This is a genomic window from Mucilaginibacter sp. (assembly GCF_041088075.1).
Lineage (GTDB): Bacteria > Bacteroidota > Bacteroidia > Sphingobacteriales > Sphingobacteriaceae > Mucilaginibacter_A.
Genome location: NZ_JBGCVY010000044.1, coordinates 74188 through 89715 on the forward strand (window position 1 = coordinate 74188; position 15528 = coordinate 89715).

The 15528-nt window shown below is 41.3% G+C and carries 18 protein-coding genes; 9 read left to right on the forward strand and 9 right to left on the reverse strand.

Going from position 1 to position 15528, the window contains the following annotated elements:
- Positions 1–36: 36 nt before the first annotated feature.
- The 6 genes from V5804_RS10560 to V5804_RS10585 all read left to right on the forward strand — a co-directional run bounded on the left by V5804_RS10560 (position 37) and on the right by V5804_RS10585 (position 6003).
- On the forward strand, positions 37–1047 hold the full coding sequence (locus tag V5804_RS10560) for a bifunctional oligoribonuclease/PAP phosphatase NrnA (protein WP_369591351.1): 1011 nt from the start codon (positions 37–39) through the stop codon (positions 1045–1047).
- 3 nt (positions 1048–1050) lie between these two features.
- The gene (locus V5804_RS10565; RefSeq protein WP_369591352.1) at positions 1051–2040 is read left to right on the forward strand and encodes an FKBP-type peptidyl-prolyl cis-trans isomerase; all 990 of its coding nucleotides are present in this window, start codon (positions 1051–1053) and stop codon (positions 2038–2040) included.
- Between the two features lie 60 nt (positions 2041–2100).
- Entirely contained in the window at positions 2101–3111 is a 1011-nt protein-coding gene (locus tag V5804_RS10570; RefSeq protein WP_369591353.1) for an FKBP-type peptidyl-prolyl cis-trans isomerase, read from the forward strand.
- A 54-nt stretch (positions 3112–3165) separates the two neighbouring features.
- Complete coding sequence (locus V5804_RS10575) at positions 3166–3936, forward strand: TatD family hydrolase (RefSeq protein ID WP_369591354.1); 771 nt, start codon at positions 3166–3168, stop codon at positions 3934–3936.
- A gap of 49 nt (positions 3937–3985) precedes the next feature.
- A complete protein-coding gene (locus V5804_RS10580; RefSeq protein ID WP_369591355.1) occupies positions 3986–5005 on the forward strand; it encodes an asparaginase in 1020 nt (339 codons plus the stop codon).
- Positions 5006–5118: 113 nt separating this feature from the next.
- Positions 5119–6003: a neutral zinc metallopeptidase gene (locus V5804_RS10585; RefSeq protein ID WP_369591356.1), complete on the forward strand. Its 885-nt coding sequence runs from the start codon at positions 5119–5121 to the stop codon at positions 6001–6003.
- 82 nt (positions 6004–6085) lie between these two features.
- Here V5804_RS10585 and V5804_RS10590 read toward each other — a convergent pair whose 3' ends face one another.
- The 9 genes from V5804_RS10590 to V5804_RS10630 form a co-directional block, all read right to left on the reverse strand.
- Positions 6086–6457, reverse strand: a complete 372-nt coding sequence (locus V5804_RS10590) for a DUF2892 domain-containing protein (RefSeq protein ID WP_369591357.1) — start codon at positions 6455–6457, stop codon at positions 6086–6088.
- A gap of 225 nt (positions 6458–6682) precedes the next feature.
- Entirely contained in the window at positions 6683–7195 is a 513-nt protein-coding gene (locus V5804_RS10595) for a shikimate kinase (protein WP_369591358.1), read from the reverse strand.
- The gene (locus V5804_RS10600) at positions 7192–7500 is read right to left on the reverse strand and encodes a hypothetical protein (protein WP_369591359.1); all 309 of its coding nucleotides are present in this window, start codon (positions 7498–7500) and stop codon (positions 7192–7194) included. The genes V5804_RS10595 and V5804_RS10600 overlap by 4 nt, the downstream gene beginning before the upstream one ends.
- 53 nt (positions 7501–7553) lie before the next feature.
- Positions 7554–8156 carry a hypothetical protein gene (locus tag V5804_RS10605; protein WP_369591360.1) on the reverse strand — a complete coding sequence of 201 codons (603 nt, stop codon included), beginning with the start codon at positions 8154–8156 and terminating at the stop codon, positions 7554–7556.
- A gap of 42 nt (positions 8157–8198) precedes the next feature.
- Positions 8199–9257, reverse strand: coding sequence for an ABC transporter permease (locus V5804_RS10610; protein WP_369591361.1), 1059 nt, complete (start codon positions 9255–9257; stop codon positions 8199–8201).
- On the reverse strand, positions 9254–9406 hold the full coding sequence (locus V5804_RS10615) for a hypothetical protein (protein WP_369591362.1): 153 nt from the start codon (positions 9404–9406) through the stop codon (positions 9254–9256). Before V5804_RS10615 ends, V5804_RS10610 begins: the two co-directional genes overlap by 4 nt.
- Before the next feature lie 219 nt (positions 9407–9625).
- Positions 9626–10906: an AAA family ATPase gene (locus V5804_RS10620; RefSeq protein WP_369591363.1), complete on the reverse strand. Its 1281-nt coding sequence runs from the start codon at positions 10904–10906 to the stop codon at positions 9626–9628.
- A gap of 8 nt (positions 10907–10914) precedes the next feature.
- Positions 10915–12066, reverse strand: coding sequence for a BT_3928 family protein (locus V5804_RS10625; protein WP_369591364.1), 1152 nt, complete (start codon positions 12064–12066; stop codon positions 10915–10917).
- Entirely contained in the window at positions 12063–12602 is a 540-nt protein-coding gene (locus V5804_RS10630; protein ID WP_369591365.1) for a DUF1599 domain-containing protein, read from the reverse strand. The genes V5804_RS10625 and V5804_RS10630 overlap by 4 nt, the downstream gene beginning before the upstream one ends.
- Before the next feature lie 67 nt (positions 12603–12669).
- Between V5804_RS10630 and folP the strand changes: the two genes are divergently transcribed.
- From folP to V5804_RS10645, 3 genes are all read left to right on the forward strand, one after another.
- Entirely contained in the window at positions 12670–13524 is an 855-nt protein-coding gene (gene folP, locus V5804_RS10635; protein ID WP_369591366.1) for a dihydropteroate synthase, read from the forward strand.
- 72 nt (positions 13525–13596) lie between these two features.
- Entirely contained in the window at positions 13597–14490 is an 894-nt protein-coding gene (locus V5804_RS10640) for a helix-turn-helix domain-containing protein (protein WP_369591367.1), read from the forward strand.
- A gap of 67 nt (positions 14491–14557) precedes the next feature.
- Positions 14558–15295 (forward strand): SDR family oxidoreductase, encoded by a 738-nt coding sequence (locus tag V5804_RS10645; protein WP_369591368.1) that lies wholly within the window; start codon positions 14558–14560, stop codon positions 15293–15295.
- Positions 15296–15528: the final 233 nt, after the last annotated feature.

A 15528-nucleotide genomic window follows, 5' to 3' on the forward strand; every position in this document is an offset into this window, starting at 1 on the left:
ATTTATTTAGCTTTGCGTTCCGTTTTAAAATAGTAGATGTTGAACCTTGCCGAGCTGAAGGAATTACTGGCCCAGCCCCAAAAAATTGTGATCACCACCCACCATAAACCTGATGGCGATGCGTTGGGTTCTTCGTTGGGTTTGTACCATTACCTTAAACAAAAACAGCATCAGGTACAGGTAATTACGCCAACGGATTATCCCGATTTTTTACAGTGGATGCCCGGAAACGATGACGTAATGATCTATACCGAAAAAAAAGAACAATCGGCCGCTTTGATCGAACAAGCTGATTTGATTTTTTGCCTCGATTTCAATTCCCTTTCCCGTATCAACGAAATGGGCGAATTGGTGCAGCTTTCATCAGCCAAAAAGATCATGGTTGACCATCACCTCGACCCTGAAAATTTTGACGATTTCCGGCATTGGCGCACTTCTGCCTCTTCTGCCGCGCAACTGGTTTATGAATTTATAGCCGAACTTTTAGGTGATAAAAACAGTATCACCGCCGATATTGCAACCTGCTTGTACACCGGCATCATGACGGATTCCGGTTCTTTCCGTTTTCCAACCACAACTTCAACTGTTCATCGCATTGCGGCTGATCTGATTGATTTGGGTGCAGATAATGCCACTATTCATGAATTGGTTTATGACCATGCCAGCGAGAACCGTTTGCGTTTTCTTGGTTTTTGTCTGAGTGAAAAACTTGAAATTCTGCACGAATACAATACCGCTTTAATTACCGTTAGCAAGGCTGACTTGAACCGTTTCAACATCAATACCGGCGATACGGAAGGCATTGTAAATTATGCTTTGTCCATTGAAGGCATCCGTTTGGCGGCTTTTATCATCGAGCGGCCGGACAAGATCAAGCTTTCGCTGCGTTCTTCCGGTACTTTTCCGGCAAACGAAATCTGCAAAAAGTACTTTCATGGCGGCGGCCACCGGAATGCGGCGGGCGGGCAATCAGAAAGTACTTTGGAGGAAGTCATCCATCAATTTAAAACCCTTTTACCCGAATATAAAAATCTTTTAACACAATAAACAATGAAGAAAAACTTAGTTTTTTTAACAGTTGCAGCACTTGCCTTTGCAGGCTGTAATGGTGGCTTTAAAAAAGGCGATAACGGTATGTTGTACAAAATTTATACCGATGCGCCAGGTCCAACAATCAAGGCCGGTGATTTTATAAGTGTGAATGTAATTGCCAAAACAGATAAAGATTCTTTGTTGGTTAGTTCGTACGATCAAGGCCGGGCATCTAATTTACTAGTACAAAAACCGATGTACAAAGGCGATTTATATACCGGTTTGATGATGCTGAGCCAGGGCGACAGTGCAACTTTAAAAATTGATGCCGATACTTTGGTTAAAAAAAGCGGCCAACCAAAACCTCCGGGCTTTAAAGGCAAATACTTCGTTTATACCTTAAAAATTGAGAAAGTAATACCGAGGGGCAATTTGGACGACAAAGCTTTCCAGGCAAAGGTTGGCGAGTATTTTAAAGCCGAAGGGGACAAAGCCAAGGCTGCAGAACCTGTAAAAATTAAAAAATACATTGCCGATAACAACCTGAAAACGATACAAACGCCTTCCGGGTTAAACTACGTGATAACACAAGTGGGCAGCGGCGAAAAATTGGTGCCGGGTGATACAGCGGTAGTTGATTACACCGGAAAACGTTTAAACGGAAAAGTGTTTGACACCAGCATCAAAGCAGTTGCAGAAAAAGTTGGCCCTCCGCTTTATGATAAAATGCGCCCTTATCAGGCTGCTAAAATCCCGGTTGGCCAAAAAGCCGTTATCCCGGGTTGGGACGAAGGCTTGCAGTTGCTGAACAAAGGCGAAAAAGCTACGTTCGTCATTCCTTCTTCTCTGGCTTACGGCGAGCAGGGTTACGGCCCGATTGCCCCTTTTACGCCTTTGGCTTTTGATGTGGAAATAAAAAACATCATCCACCCAAACCCGAATGCGCCAAAACCAGTGATGCCGCAAATGCCGGGGCAGCAGGCACCACAAAGCCCACCGGTAAGATAATTCAGTTTAAAAAACACTTTACCAGCCTCCGCCCAAAACGCGGAGGCTTTTTCAAAATATATGCAACTACGTTATTTCGTTTCCGCCTTTTTGATTTTTGCTTTTGGCGGATTATCTCAGGCACAAAACACTTTGAAAAACACGGCAAAAGGGGCAAGGTATCAAATTATTGATGCACATCCCGGCGACCGCATCAAGCTGAACGATGTCATCACTTTTAACCTCGCTATTAAAACCGAGCGCGATTCTGTTTTGATGAGCAGCTACCAGCGCGGCCAGCCTTTTACCACACAGGTTCAGCCTTCAAAAACCGTAGATGATTTGATGGACATTTTCCCGTTGCTGGCGGCAAAAGACAGTGTTCGGATTTTAATCCCTGCCGATTCTTTGTTCAAAGGCCACGAGCAAGACCGCCCGCCGTTTTTAAGCGGCAAAAATGCTTCGGTGGTTTATCTGCTTAAAATCGAAAAAGTACAATCTTTGGAAGAAGCCATTGCCGAGCGCAAAGCCGCCGAAGCTAAAGCCAAAGAAGCGTCCGAAAAGCTGAAAACAGAAGAAACCTCAAGGATTGCCAAATATGTTGCTGCTTTAAGTCCGGCTCCAAAAGCTACGGCTTCGGGTTTATATTATCAAATCATCACACCTTCTGCAAAACCAAAACCTTTGCCTGGGGATACGCTGCTGGTCAATTATATCGGCCGTACGTTGGATGGCAAAGTTTTCGACACCAACTTAAAAGACGAAGCGCAAAAAGCAGGCGTTTTACAACCCGGCCGCCCGTACGAAGCTTTTCAGTTTGTGGTAAAAGCCGGACAGGTTATCCCGGGTTGGGACGAAGGTTTTTTGTTGCTGAACCAGGGGTCCAAAGTGCGCCTCATCATTCCTTCCAAATTGGCTTATGCCGATCGTGGCGCGGGCAATGATATTCCGCCTTACAGTCCGCTGGTTTTTGATGTCGAATTGTTGAGCATCAAACCCGGCAAACATCCGGCGGTTGCTAAAAAAACACCGGTAAAAAAAGTATACGGCAAAAAATCGGTTAAAAAGCCGGTTTCAAAAAAGAAAAAATAAGCAAAACATGCCTTCTGCAAAAAACAGGAGGCATTTTTATTTAGTTTTGAAGCGATGGTTTTGACCGATACACACACCCACCTTTATTACGAAACCGATGCTGCCAAGCAAAAAGAAATGATGCAGCGTTGTTTGGATAACCAGATCACGCGCTTATTTTTGCCCAATGTGGATGCCGCTTCGGTGCCGATGGTTGCTCAATTAGTTCAAAATTATCCGCAAAACTGTTTTTCGATGTTGGGCTTGCATCCGTGCAGCGTTACCAAAAACTGGGAAACGGAGTTGGAAACGATTAAAGCATCCTGGAACCAAAACCAGAAAAGTTATGCCGTCGGCGAAATCGGGATTGATCTATACTGGGCGCAGGATTTGCTGGCCGAGCAGCAGCAGGCTTTTCGCACCCAAATTAAGTGGGCAAAAGAAGCATCGCTGCCCATCGTGATCCATTGCCGTAATGCTTTCGATGAAGTTTATGCCATTTTGAAAGAGGAACACGACGAAAAACTGCGTGGTATTTTTCATTGTTTTTCGGGAGATTTGCAGCAGGCCAACCAAATTATCGAGTTGGGTTTTTACCTCGGCATTGGCGGCGTGGTTACTTATAAAAACGCCGGTTTGGATAAAGTGGTGCAGCAAATTGCGTTGGAACATTTGGTGCTGGAAACCGATTCACCGTATTTGCCGCCCGTTCCTTTTCGCGGAAAACCCAACGAAAGCGCTTATTTAACTTATATTGCACAAAAAGTAGCCAATTTGCACCAGCAACCGGTGGAAATGATAGCCGAAACAACGACCTTTAATTCAAAGAAAATTTTTTGGGTTTAAGGTGGAAAAATTTAACCGAAATGAACACATCACGGGGCCAACGCTAAACATGACGAATATCCTCATCATTTATACAGGCGGAACGATTGGTATGGTTAATGATCCGGCCACGCAAATGCTGCGCCCGTTTGATTTTAACCAGATCATCCTTAACGTGCCCGAACTGGCGCGTTTAAATTACCGTTTAACTGTTCATTCTTTCAACCCAATTATTGATTCTTCCAACATGAAACCCGCAATTTGGGTAGAGATCGCTTCTTTAATTGAACAAAATTACAACGATTACGAAGGTTTTGTCATTTTGCACGGTTCTGATACCATGGCTTTTACGGCTTCGGCCTTGAGTTTTATGCTGGAAGGGTTAACCAAGCCGGTTGTTTTAACCGGTTCGCAATTGCCCATCAGCCAAATCCGTACCGATGCCAAAGAAAACCTGATCACATCTTTGGAAATTGCAGCTTCACAAAAAGACGGAAAAGCGTTGGTGCCCGAAGTTTGCATTTATTTTGATTCGCAATTGTTCCGCGGAAACCGTTCCTTCAAATACAATTCTTCTAAGTTTGAAGCTTTTCGCTCGCCCAATTATCCCGTTTTGGCCGAAGCTGGCGTTCACCTCAGCTTTAACGAAGCTTTTATTTTGAAGCCGGTAGAAAAGCCTTTTCAGGTTCATAAAAATATGTACACCGATATTGCCGTGCTAAAACTGTATCCCGGCATCAGCCAAAAAACGGTGGAAAGCATTTTAAAAGCCGATGCCAAAGCTTTTGTGATGGAAACTTTTGGCGCGGGCAATACCACAACAGATGATTGGTTTATCAAATCTTTAAAAAAGGCCATTAAAAAAGGTAAGATAATCCTGGATATTTCGCAATGCAAAGTGGGAACGGTTGAATTAGGCCGGTACGAAACCAGCACGCAGCTAAAAGATATGGGCGTTTTGAGCGGTTACGATATGACTTTTGAATCCGCCGTTACCAAACTGATGTACCTGCTTGGCCGGTATCAAAACCCTGCCGATATTACCCGTTTGGTAGAAACGCCTTTGTGCGGCGAAATTACCATTAGTTAAACGCCATGCTTCTTTTACCACCCTTTTTTTAGGCTGATAAAAGAAGCATGGCAAATCAAACTGAAAATCCATACTATTGTTAACAATTTTCAAAAACTTAAAAAAGATAAATTATGCGTTGGTTAGGACGTGAGGAAAGTAACGATGTTGAAGATGGCGGATCGGGCGGTGGCGGCGGCCGTGGGTTAGGTATTGGCGGCGGCATTATCGGTATTGTAGGTTTTGTGATTTACCTGTTTACCGGTTATAACCCTACACAATTGTTGAACCAGGTTGGCGGAGATCAGCAGCAAACCACAGAGCAATCTGCAGCACCATCAAGACTAAGCCAAAGTGATAGTACAAACCTGCACTTTACGAGAGTGATCTTAAAAGATGTTGATACTACCTGGATTAAAATTTTTGCTGGTATGGGAAAAACATTTGTAAAACCGAAATTAGTCCATTTTCAAAACGAAGTTGATGCTTCGGGCTGCGGCATGGCCAGTTCGGCAACCGGACCGTTTTATTGCCCGGCCGATCGTAAAGTTTACCTTGATTTTGGCTTTTTTGATGAATTGAGTAACCGTTTTCATGCAGGTGGCGATTTTGCAAAAGCGTATGTGATTGCGCATGAAGTTGGCCATCACGTACAAAATTTACTGGGCGTTTCTGCCAAGATGGACCAGATGCGCGAACAAATGAGCGAAACGGATTACAATAAAATGTCGGTCAAGCTGGAATTACAAGCTGATTTTTATGCCGGTGTTTGGGCGCATTACGAAGCGCAAATGAAAAACAGCGATAACCAAAGTGTGATTGAGCCCGGCGATATTGAATCTGCTTTGACCGCCGCGAATGCCATTGGCGACGACCGTTTGCAAGAAGAAGCCACCGGGCATGTTTCGCCGGATTCTTTTACGCACGGCACATCGGCACAACGGATGTACTGGTTTAAAAAAGGCTACGAAACCGGCGACATCAGGCAGGGAAACACTTTTGCCGAAGGTGCTTTGTAAGAAGTTCTACAAAAAATCAACAAGCACAAAAAAAGGATATTTCCAAACGGAAATATCCTTTTTTTAATTTTTAAAGCTACAATTACAATGGTGTAATGGTAGATGGATAAGGATGCGCCATCGAAGTTGCCGGTTCGTTGGTTTCGTCCATATCATCAATTATCTTTTTAATTTCACAGTTTCCGCTGATGCCGCGGTGCAACAATGCCGCGCCAATACCAACTTCGGTTAAAGCCAGTATCGGGTGAGAAAACAGGTTGAAAATACCTTTGATAAAGATATAACCACCAGTTCCAACAGAAATAATCCGGTCGGTTTTGCCTACGTTGGCATTTGGGTTTTCAGGTAATAACGTGTCTTTTAAAGTGCTTGTTACTTTTTTAAACTCGTCGTTTATAGGCGATATGGTGTCTTTTACCGTATCCGTTACTTTTTTAATCTCGTCGTTAATCATAATAAATGGTTTTTAATGATCTTATTTAACAACCTTAACAGCAGGAACGGTAGCAGGTTTTAATAAAAAGAAAAATAGTTAATATAGAAGTTGTTTAAACTTTTAGGGCTTCGTTTAAATTTGCAGGATAAAAAAACGCAATTCTTCTTTTACAGGGTAAAAATTGGTGTAGGCGTTGAATAACCAGAAACCTGATGACCCGAATTTTAGGTGATAAAAGAAGCATCAACCTAATTGTTGTTCAATCAAACCAATCAATTTTTGTGGCGTAATGTCCACACCGTTTGCAACTACCTGCGCTTTTAAATAAATTGGTTCGCGTTCGGTTAGTTTTTCGGTGATGTATTGCAGCAGTTCTTCGCCGGTTTTTTGTTGTAAAAGCGGCCGTTCTGTTTTGGCATTGTTCAGTCGTGATGCAATAACTTTTGGCGGAACCTGCAAATAAATTGTAGTGCCGTGCTGCTTCATCCAATCCAGGTTATCAAAAAAACAAGGCAAACCGCCGCCGGTAGAAATTACGGCATTTTCTGGATAATCGGTATTTTTTAGCAAAGCCGATTCTGACTGCCGAAATTTTTCTTCGCCATAAACTTCAAAATACTTCGCGATGGTTATTTCTTTTTGCTTTTCGAAAACCTCGTCCAGGTCAATAAAATCAACTTTTAAATGCGAAGCTAATTTGCGCCCATGCGTAGTTTTGCCCGAACCCATAAAACCGATGAGAAAAATAAGGCTCATTTTGGTTTTCTTCTTTTGTACATTACAACGGTGATGACAAGGATGATAAGCTCGCCGGTTACTGCGGGCAAAAAAAAGACTGTCCACATGGGTTGTGTGGGTTGCGGCCAGATGAACCAAAAAAGTAAAGCCAAAAGGTAAGAAAGCAGGAGCGAAACGATCAGGATAAAAAATATTTTTCTTCGGGGATGGCTTTTCCGCAGCAGCAACCATTGGATCAAACGGCCAAGCCAAAACGTGCAAATGCCCAACAGCAGCAACAGCACGAACATTTGGGGGAAATACATTTGAGCGGGTGCGTCCATCTTAATTTAGTTTTACATGAAGGAAAATATCCGCCACTTGATGATAATTAATATTATAAACCACTTCTTTTATCTACCCAAATGTAATATCTCCAATTATTATTAAATGTAGTATCTTTCATAATTGTAAGCGAATCCGGATCACCAAATACAATTATTTTTCTTTTGCGCCAGCTAAGTCTATGACTAATATCTGATTGGGTCTTTTTGTCAAAACTTCTTTTTAAAATGATTTCAATTGTACTGTCTTTTGTTATTGAAAATCCGTCTATTTTGTCTTTTCCTAATGTGGTAAATATTTTGTTGATGGAAGGATAGATATTCGAAGGCATATTTTCGAGTGATAATCCTTCGGCTAAATGACTCTTTGGTACGTAGTTTTTAAAGAATTCATATTGATAATCACCTTGCTGTTTTTTGGTTACTTTGTTCCCTTCGTGATAATCAATAATATGCTGACTGTTTCTAAACTTAAAAATTGTGTCTAAATTCAAAAAAACAATATTTTTTAGTTTTTCATATTGAGGCAGATTTGCAATCAGGGTTTTATCAAAAGGAGTTTGTTGGAGAAGAGTTCTTAAATCTTTTTTATTTTGTGCACAAGCTGAAAAAGAAATCAGAATAATAAATAACATGAAATATTTTATCTTTTTCATTTGATGTTTTGAATCGTGATGCTTCTTTTAGCAGATAAAAATTCAGTTTAGTTTTACCCTCGGGTCAATCCAAACATACAACAAATCAACCAGCAGGCTGATCACTACAAAAATAAAAGCGATAAACAAAATCGCGCCCATCACAACGGGAAAATCCGAAGTTTCCAGCGCATCAACCGTTGCTTTTCCCAAACCGTTGTAGCCGAAAATATATTCCACAAAAAAAGAACCGGCCAGTAGCGAAGCAAACCAGGTTGCAATGGCCGTAACCACCGGGTTCAAAGCGTTTTTTAAAGTATGTTTATAAATGATGCTGTTTTTATCTAGTCCTTTTGCTTTTGCCGTTCGGATATAATCCTGACCTAAAACGTCAAGCATAGCGTTCCTTGTAAGTTGCACAATAATGGCCAGCGGACGTAAACCTAAAGTTACCATCGGCAAAATGAGGTTTTTCCAGATGATCACTTCACCTTTAAACGGATCGTAACCGGTTAAACTGCCCGACATATTGAGGCCGGTATATTTGCTCAGCACAAAACCAAAAACCCAGGCGATGATGATCCCAGCAAAAAAAGAAGGCGCAGAAATACCGATGATGGAAAAACTGACAGCCAATTTATCAATCCAGGTATTTTGATGAACGGCAGCCATCACCCCTAAAAATATACCGATAAAAGAAGCAAAGGCCATGGCGGTTGTGGCCAGGATCAACGTGTTTGGAATGACACCCAGCAAAGTTTTGGCCACATCTTTTCGCGTTTGGTAGGAGCGGCGCAGGTAAGGCCATTTTAGCGCAATAACGTGGTTTTTGCTAATGCTGAACAACTTTATATAGCCATATTTTTGCTGCTCTTCTTTGTTGTTTAAATGAAAGCCAATTGGCGAAAGATCATTCAAATAATAAGCAAACTGTACAGGAATGGGTTTGTCCAAACCAAATTCTTTGCGTACGGCTTCTAAAGATTGCACATCGCTTCTTTGTCCCTGCGTCATCCGTGCCGGATCGGCAGGCAAAACATTGAACAGGAAAAACACCACCACAACCACGCCCAGCATCACGGCAAAACCGTACAGTAATTTGCGGAGGAGGTAGCTGATCATTTGGTTAAAACTTTCTCAATTTGTGTTTTAAACCAATTGGTTTTGGCGAGATCATTTTTGTTTAGATTTTGCCTTTCCGGGATTTGTTTTCCGTAATCCTTTGCCGGGAATACTTTGTAAAAAGTTTCAAAATCAGTAGAATCAAACATTTCCCTAATAGTTTGATTACTTGGTCTGATTGCTTTTAGCTTCGCGACATTCTCGTTTTCTCTGTAAAAAGGATAGCTGTCTCTGGCAACCATCAATCCCATCAATATATTGTCTCTTATTGTCTTGTTTTCGATTCTTATAGAATTCAAATAGTTGTCTTTGTTAAATTCTCTATCATTACTTTTGAAGTATTCTTCTAAATTCTCCGGATGGAATAATTAGATTTCAATTGAGTAATAATATAATATTAACAAGTTTTTATATCGATGAATTAAATCAAGTCTTTCCTCATCTGTTAAATAATCCCGGTCGATCAAACCCTTGTAACTTGGATTATTCTTAGTCTTGTAAAATACATCTGCTTTGTTTTGGGCATTGAAAAAAATTGTATCTGTAATATTTAAACTATTATAAATCGAAGTATCCGTATTTTCTGAAAAAACAATCCTTTTGCCTTCAAAAACTTTTGACAAAAACTCTTTGCTTACCGCAATTTCAAATACATCAAAGTTCTTTTTTGGCGAAGGCACAATCACTTGCGAAACATCAAAGTTTAAATTGTCAAAATCAATAATGGCTGCATGTTCCGCTTCGTTTGCATATTCTATAAAACCTAAAGAATGGCTGGCTGTCCACAATTGGCAATTTTCCGGAATCCAATTTTCGGTTACTTCTTTTAACAGGTTTTTTTGAAGTTGGGTGTTGAGGTGAAGGTCAATTTCATCTAAAAAATAGATTGTATCCTGGAAATATTCTTTTCTGGTTAAAAGATTGAGTAGAATATTGAAAATTTCTTTTTCACCGCTGCTAAGTAAATTATAAGGAATTGTTGAATATCCTTTTTTAAATAATATTTCAGCAGTATTTCCATCCAAAGGAGGTTTAAACGAAATTAACTCGATCTTTGTGTTGTCTTCGATTCCAAAAATATTTATAAAAGCTTTATTTATAGGATTAATATAACTTTCAATAATTTGCTCTGTTGAATAGTTACCTTTAAAAACATCTGTTAGAATTAAAGAAGCTACTTTTTCAATATCATTTTCGAATCTATCATCACGATCAATAAAAGTATCGGGGCGATCTCGGTCATTTTCGAAAGATATATTTCCTTGTCCTAAAGCTGTTCGTGTTAGTTTAGTAATTTGTCTATTGCTTGTTCTTCCATAAAAAGTATTGTAAGGAAATTGACCAACTTGCGATACTAACCTACTATTTGAAAATTTTAAACTATTATCAAAAAATATATTGATATAGTAATTTTCAGATTTATTCTTTTCATAATATCCATGAGGTGGTTTTGGGTTTGTAGGTTCGATATAAACATCATGTCTTATAACTTTATTAGCAAACTCAAACGCATCAAAAACAGAAGATTTACCGGAACCATTCGTTCCAATTAACAAAACCAATTTTACCGGTTCAACCAATGATGTCAAATCAATCGTTAAATCATCAAAACGTTTAAAGTTTTTTAATTCCAGTTTGGTAATCTTCATAATTCAAACTACTGTTTCCCAATATATTTATCCACCAACTCGTCATAACCAGGCAGATTGTGGTAATGCCATTTGCCAATCACCGTTCCGTTTTTTAGCAACAAAACACCGGGATTGGCACGGACCATGGTTTTAAGCGGAACGCCATCGGCATAAAAAATTTCCATAAACAACTTGTGTGCTTTGCTGAAAGCTTCTGCATCCTGCGCGGAATTGGAAGTGAGCAAAACAGTGCGCACATTAAAGTTTTGAGTGAGGTTTAAGGACAACGCATTGATTTTATTGATCGCATCGCTGTTGGTTTCATCCAGATTATAAGCAACCACAATCAGGTTGTAAAACGGGTTGTTCAGCAATTCTTTGGTGTAATCGTTTCCCTGCGCATCGCTGATATTCAGGTCTTTGATCTTCGCCTCAAAACCTTTTTTGATTAAAACGCTGGTTGGTTCGCCTGTAATTTCCCAGTTGTTGTCTTTCCAAATCCCCGATTTTAAATATTCTTTGTTGGTGATGCTTCTTTTATCGCCTGTTTTTTTGTTTTGGAGATTGTAGGTGATTTCGTATTCATCCGGCACCGCGTTCTCCGGGATCTTCATTTCATCCGGTAAGTTCGCGCCAACTTTATAAGGCAGAAAATCAATCACCGGCAAAAAATTATAAGTATAAATGCCCACGCCAAACGAAAAAATAGTGGCTAAAAGAAGCATCACGTTTTCTGTTTTTTTGTTGGATAAAGGCTGAATGAGGTTTCGGTTCAGGAAGATAAAAACGATCAGCAACAGCAAAACCAGATCCTTGCCGAACGATTGCCACGGCGTGAGCGGAATGGCATCGCCAAAACAACCGCAGCTTTGCACCACTTTAAACGCCGCCGAATAAAAGGTGAGGAACGTGAAGAAAACGATGAGCAAAAGTAAGCCCCAGGCCACTTGTTTTCCGCGTGCGCCAATTAGCAAGGCGAAACCAAAAAGCATTTCCAGCGCACATAAAAAAATGGCCAGAGCAAGTGCTAGTCCGTTTAAAAAAGTTAAGTGGAAAACCTCAAAATATTCAACCAGTTTGTACGAAAAGCCCAGCGGGTCATTTGCTTTGATCAACCCCGAAAAAATAAACAACAGGCCGACAGCGATACGGCAAAACCAAACTAAATTCCTTTTCATTTCACTCCTAATTTTATCAACGCAAAAACAGCATAGTTCAGCATGTCCTGGTAATTCGCTTCCACGCCTTCGGAAGCTAACGTTTTGCCCGCATTATCTTCAATTTGTTTTACCCGAAGCAGTTTCATTAAAATTAAATCTGTAAGCGAACTGGTGCGCATATCGCGCCAGGCTTCGCCGTAATCGTGGTTTTTGTCCAGCATCAGTTCGTAGGTTTCTTTGATTTTTTGGTCGTAAAAGAAGCTTACTTCTTCCACGTTTATTTCCATCGGTGCAGTTGGTTCCAGTTCCAATTGTAGGATGCCGATCACACAATAGTTCACAATGCCAATGTATTCGCCGGTAATGCCGTCGCCAACTTTGTTGATCCCGGTTTCTTCTAACGTCCTGATCCGTTGTGCTTTGATAAAAATCTGGTCGGTAATAGAAGCCGGGCGAAGGATGCGCCAGGCCGTGCCGTAATCTTTTGTTTTTTTGATAAACAGTTCTTTACAAACCTGGATCACAGCTTCGTATTCGGTTTTGGTGCGGTTCAAAACAAGGGAGTTCAATTTATTTCGATATTTGATGTGCAGTATTTTACGGATAAAAAGCTGCTTTAAGATGGCTAAAGATACATTTTTTCGGAAAAAGACGACGATCAATGCGGGCGGCAAACTGATTGACCTGGGCACGCCAAAAGTGATGGGCATTATCAACGTTACGCCCGATTCTTTTTTTGCCGGAAGCCGGAAGCCTGATGTTGGCGATGCTGTTTTTATGGCACAAAAAATGGTGAACGAAGGTGCGGATTTTCTGGATATTGGTGCTTATTCTTCCCGGCCTGGCGCTGCGGATATTTCTGCCGAAGAAGAAACTGACCGCTTAATGCCTATGGTTGAAGCAATTGCAAAAGCTTTTCCGGAAGCTATTATTTCGGTAGATACATTTCGGGCCAAGGTTGCAGAAGCTGCCATTCAAGCTGGCGCGCATATCGTCAATGATATTTCCGGCGGAAATTTGGACGAGCAAATGTTTGAAACCGTTGCCCGTTTGCAGGTTCCGTACATTCTGATGCACATGAAAGGAACGCCGCAAAACATGCAGGAAAAGGCGCAATACGAAGACGTTTTTGGCGAAGTGTTTGATTATTTTGCAGAGAAAATTTACCGGCTGAAGCAATTGCATGTACACGATGTGATCTTGGATCCGGGTTTTGGTTTTGCCAAAACACGCGAACAAAGCTTTCAATTGCTGCAACAAATGCCAGGTTTTGCGTTGCTTAACCTTCCCGTTTTGACCGGAATTTCCCGCAAAGGAATGATCTACAAAACTTTAGGCGAAACAGCAGAAACAGCCTTAAACGGAACTACGGTTTTAAACACGATGGCTTTGCTGAATGGCGCTTCGATTTTAAGGGTGCATGATGTGAAAGAAGCGGTGGAGGCTGTAAAGTTGTTTTTGGCTTATCAGGCATAATAATTGGCTAAATCAAAATATAAAAATGTACCATTCAGCCAATTTTTCGCACCAAAATTATAGCTTTAACTAATGCAAGTACTTAGCGCCAATCCGCACGTACCGGTTTATCATTTAGAACCAGACGAGGCGACCGGCAATAAACATTTCAGGGTATATAATTACGAAGGCAGTTTTCCAAACCAGTCCGATCTACTCATTCCGCACCGTAAAGACCATTACCTGATCGTTTTTATCAGGCGGGCCGGAGGCACCCGGCAATGGATAGACATGACGCCTTACATACTTCAAGACCATACGGTTTACTTTAACGGGCCAAATCAAATCATTGTTAAAGAAGAATTTAAACATTTATGGAGCACGGGTATTGCCTTTACGAACGAGTTTTTGTCCTATCAGGAAAACGCTTCATTGATGGAACTGCCTATCATCCAAAACCTTCAGCAGGGTTATGAATTGTTGCTGAACGAGGCCGACATTAATTTTGTAGAGGATATCCTGGCTAAAATCAATGTTGAATATCAAAGCCCCAGTGAATGGCAGCAAAGGATGCTGACCGCGTATTTGTCTTTGCTACTTACTTATTTAAGCCGCCTTTATACAGAACAATTTAAGGAGAACCATGCTTCGGTTGATAAGCTGTTGTTACAAAAGTTTCATGCTAAAGTAAACGAGTGCTTTCGCGAACTGCGTGAAGTGGGCGGTTATGCTTCCCTGCTAAATATTTCTGCCGGGCATTTAAGCGAAGTGGTGAAAATACAAAGTGGCAAACCGGCCATCAAGCACATCCATGAGCGGGTGGTACTGGAAGCGCGGCGCCTGCTTTTTCATACCCAAAACCCGTTAAAAGAAATTGCCTTTGACCTTGGTTTTGCAGATGCCTCTTATTTTAACCGTTTTTTTAAACGTGAAACCGGCGCAACGCCTGCCGATTACCGGGCCAACATCCGTAAAATGTACCATTAATACCGCCGGATGTGTTACAACCGGCCACAATGCAGGCCGTAGATTTGTACTGTTTAAAAAATATAATATGAAAACAGTACTGATAACAGGAGCAAACAAAAGCATTGGCTTGGAAACGGCCAGGCAATTATTACAGCAAGGGTATTACGTTTATCTGGGATGCCGGGATTTGCAAAAAGGGCAGCAAGCGGTTGGTCAGCTACAATCGGAAGGCTTAGACCAGGTAGAGCCAATAGAGATTGATGCAGATCAAACCGAATCAATAAAGGCGGCCCGTAGATTACTTGGCGGAAAAACCAAAGTGCTGGACGTACTGATCAACAACGCAGGGATTGCCGGCAGTTTTCCGCAAACCGCTTTAGCAACGGACGGCACCGTATTTAAGCAGGTATTTGAAACCAATTTTTTTGGCGTGATCGCAGTAACACAGGCATTTATGAACTTGTTAAAGCAATCGCCGGAACCAAGGATCGTTAACGTTACTTCAGGCTTAGGTTCGCTTACCTTGCAAGATGACCCTGCGTGGAAATATTACCAGGTTAAGCCGGCTGCTTATGTTGCATCTAAAGCTGCCCTCAATGCTTATACGATTGTATTGGCTTATGATTTGCGCGATACGCCCTTCAAAGTAAATGCCGTTGACCCCGGCTACACCGCCACAGACTTTAACAATCACAGCGGTCCGGGAACTGTGCCGGATGCCGCGGCCCGAGTGGTAAAAGCAGCCCTGTTAGGTTCAGACGGGCCGACAGGTCAGTTTTTTAGTGATGACAATGCTCCGGAAACAGGGGTTAGCCCGTGGTAAGGGTTTAATAACCGAGGATTGGTGGCAATGCTTCTTTTACCCTATAAAAATTGGTGCCTGCTTCAATTTAAATAAATTGAGACCGAATGGAGGCCATTTTTTAGGTGATAAAAGAAGCATTGCTATTTTAATCAAAAGCAAACTTCTCTTAATTAAAACTGGTAAACATACCGGAAAAAATTCTTTCCTAAAATCCCCAATCCTACTTCTCCTGAAAAATAAGTTATAAAACT

Coding starts and splice junctions, on each gene's coding strand:
- V5804_RS10645 (WP_369591368.1), top strand. CDS start 14,558: ATGAAAACAGTACTGATAACAGGAGCAAACAAAAGCATTGGCTTGGAA.
- V5804_RS10565 (WP_369591352.1), top strand. CDS start 1,051: ATGAAGAAAAACTTAGTTTTTTTAACAGTTGCAGCACTTGCCTTTGCA.
- V5804_RS10605 (WP_369591360.1), bottom strand. CDS start 8,156: ATGAAAAAGATAAAATATTTCATGTTATTTATTATTCTGATTTCTTTT.
- V5804_RS10640 (WP_369591367.1), top strand. CDS start 13,597: ATGCAAGTACTTAGCGCCAATCCGCACGTACCGGTTTATCATTTAGAA.
- V5804_RS10560 (WP_369591351.1), top strand. CDS start 37: ATGTTGAACCTTGCCGAGCTGAAGGAATTACTGGCCCAGCCCCAAAAA.
- V5804_RS10570 (WP_369591353.1), top strand. CDS start 2,101: ATGCAACTACGTTATTTCGTTTCCGCCTTTTTGATTTTTGCTTTTGGC.
- V5804_RS10575 (WP_369591354.1), top strand. CDS start 3,166: ATGGTTTTGACCGATACACACACCCACCTTTATTACGAAACCGATGCT.
- V5804_RS10585 (WP_369591356.1), top strand. CDS start 5,119: ATGCGTTGGTTAGGACGTGAGGAAAGTAACGATGTTGAAGATGGCGGA.
- V5804_RS10580 (WP_369591355.1), top strand. CDS start 3,986: ATGACGAATATCCTCATCATTTATACAGGCGGAACGATTGGTATGGTT.
- V5804_RS10625 (WP_369591364.1), bottom strand. CDS start 12,066: ATGAAAAGGAATTTAGTTTGGTTTTGCCGTATCGCTGTCGGCCTGTTG.
- folP (WP_369591366.1), top strand. CDS start 12,670: ATGGCTAAAGATACATTTTTTCGGAAAAAGACGACGATCAATGCGGGC.
- V5804_RS10600 (WP_369591359.1), bottom strand. CDS start 7,500: ATGGACGCACCCGCTCAAATGTATTTCCCCCAAATGTTCGTGCTGTTG.
- V5804_RS10595 (WP_369591358.1), bottom strand. CDS start 7,195: ATGAGCCTTATTTTTCTCATCGGTTTTATGGGTTCGGGCAAAACTACG.
- V5804_RS10610 (WP_369591361.1), bottom strand. CDS start 9,257: ATGATCAGCTACCTCCTCCGCAAATTACTGTACGGTTTTGCCGTGATG.
- V5804_RS10590 (WP_369591357.1), bottom strand. CDS start 6,457: ATGATTAACGACGAGATTAAAAAAGTAACGGATACGGTAAAAGACACC.
- V5804_RS10620 (WP_369591363.1), bottom strand. CDS start 10,906: ATGAAGATTACCAAACTGGAATTAAAAAACTTTAAACGTTTTGATGAT.
- V5804_RS10615 (WP_369591362.1), bottom strand. CDS start 9,406: ATGTTTGATTCTACTGATTTTGAAACTTTTTACAAAGTATTCCCGGCA.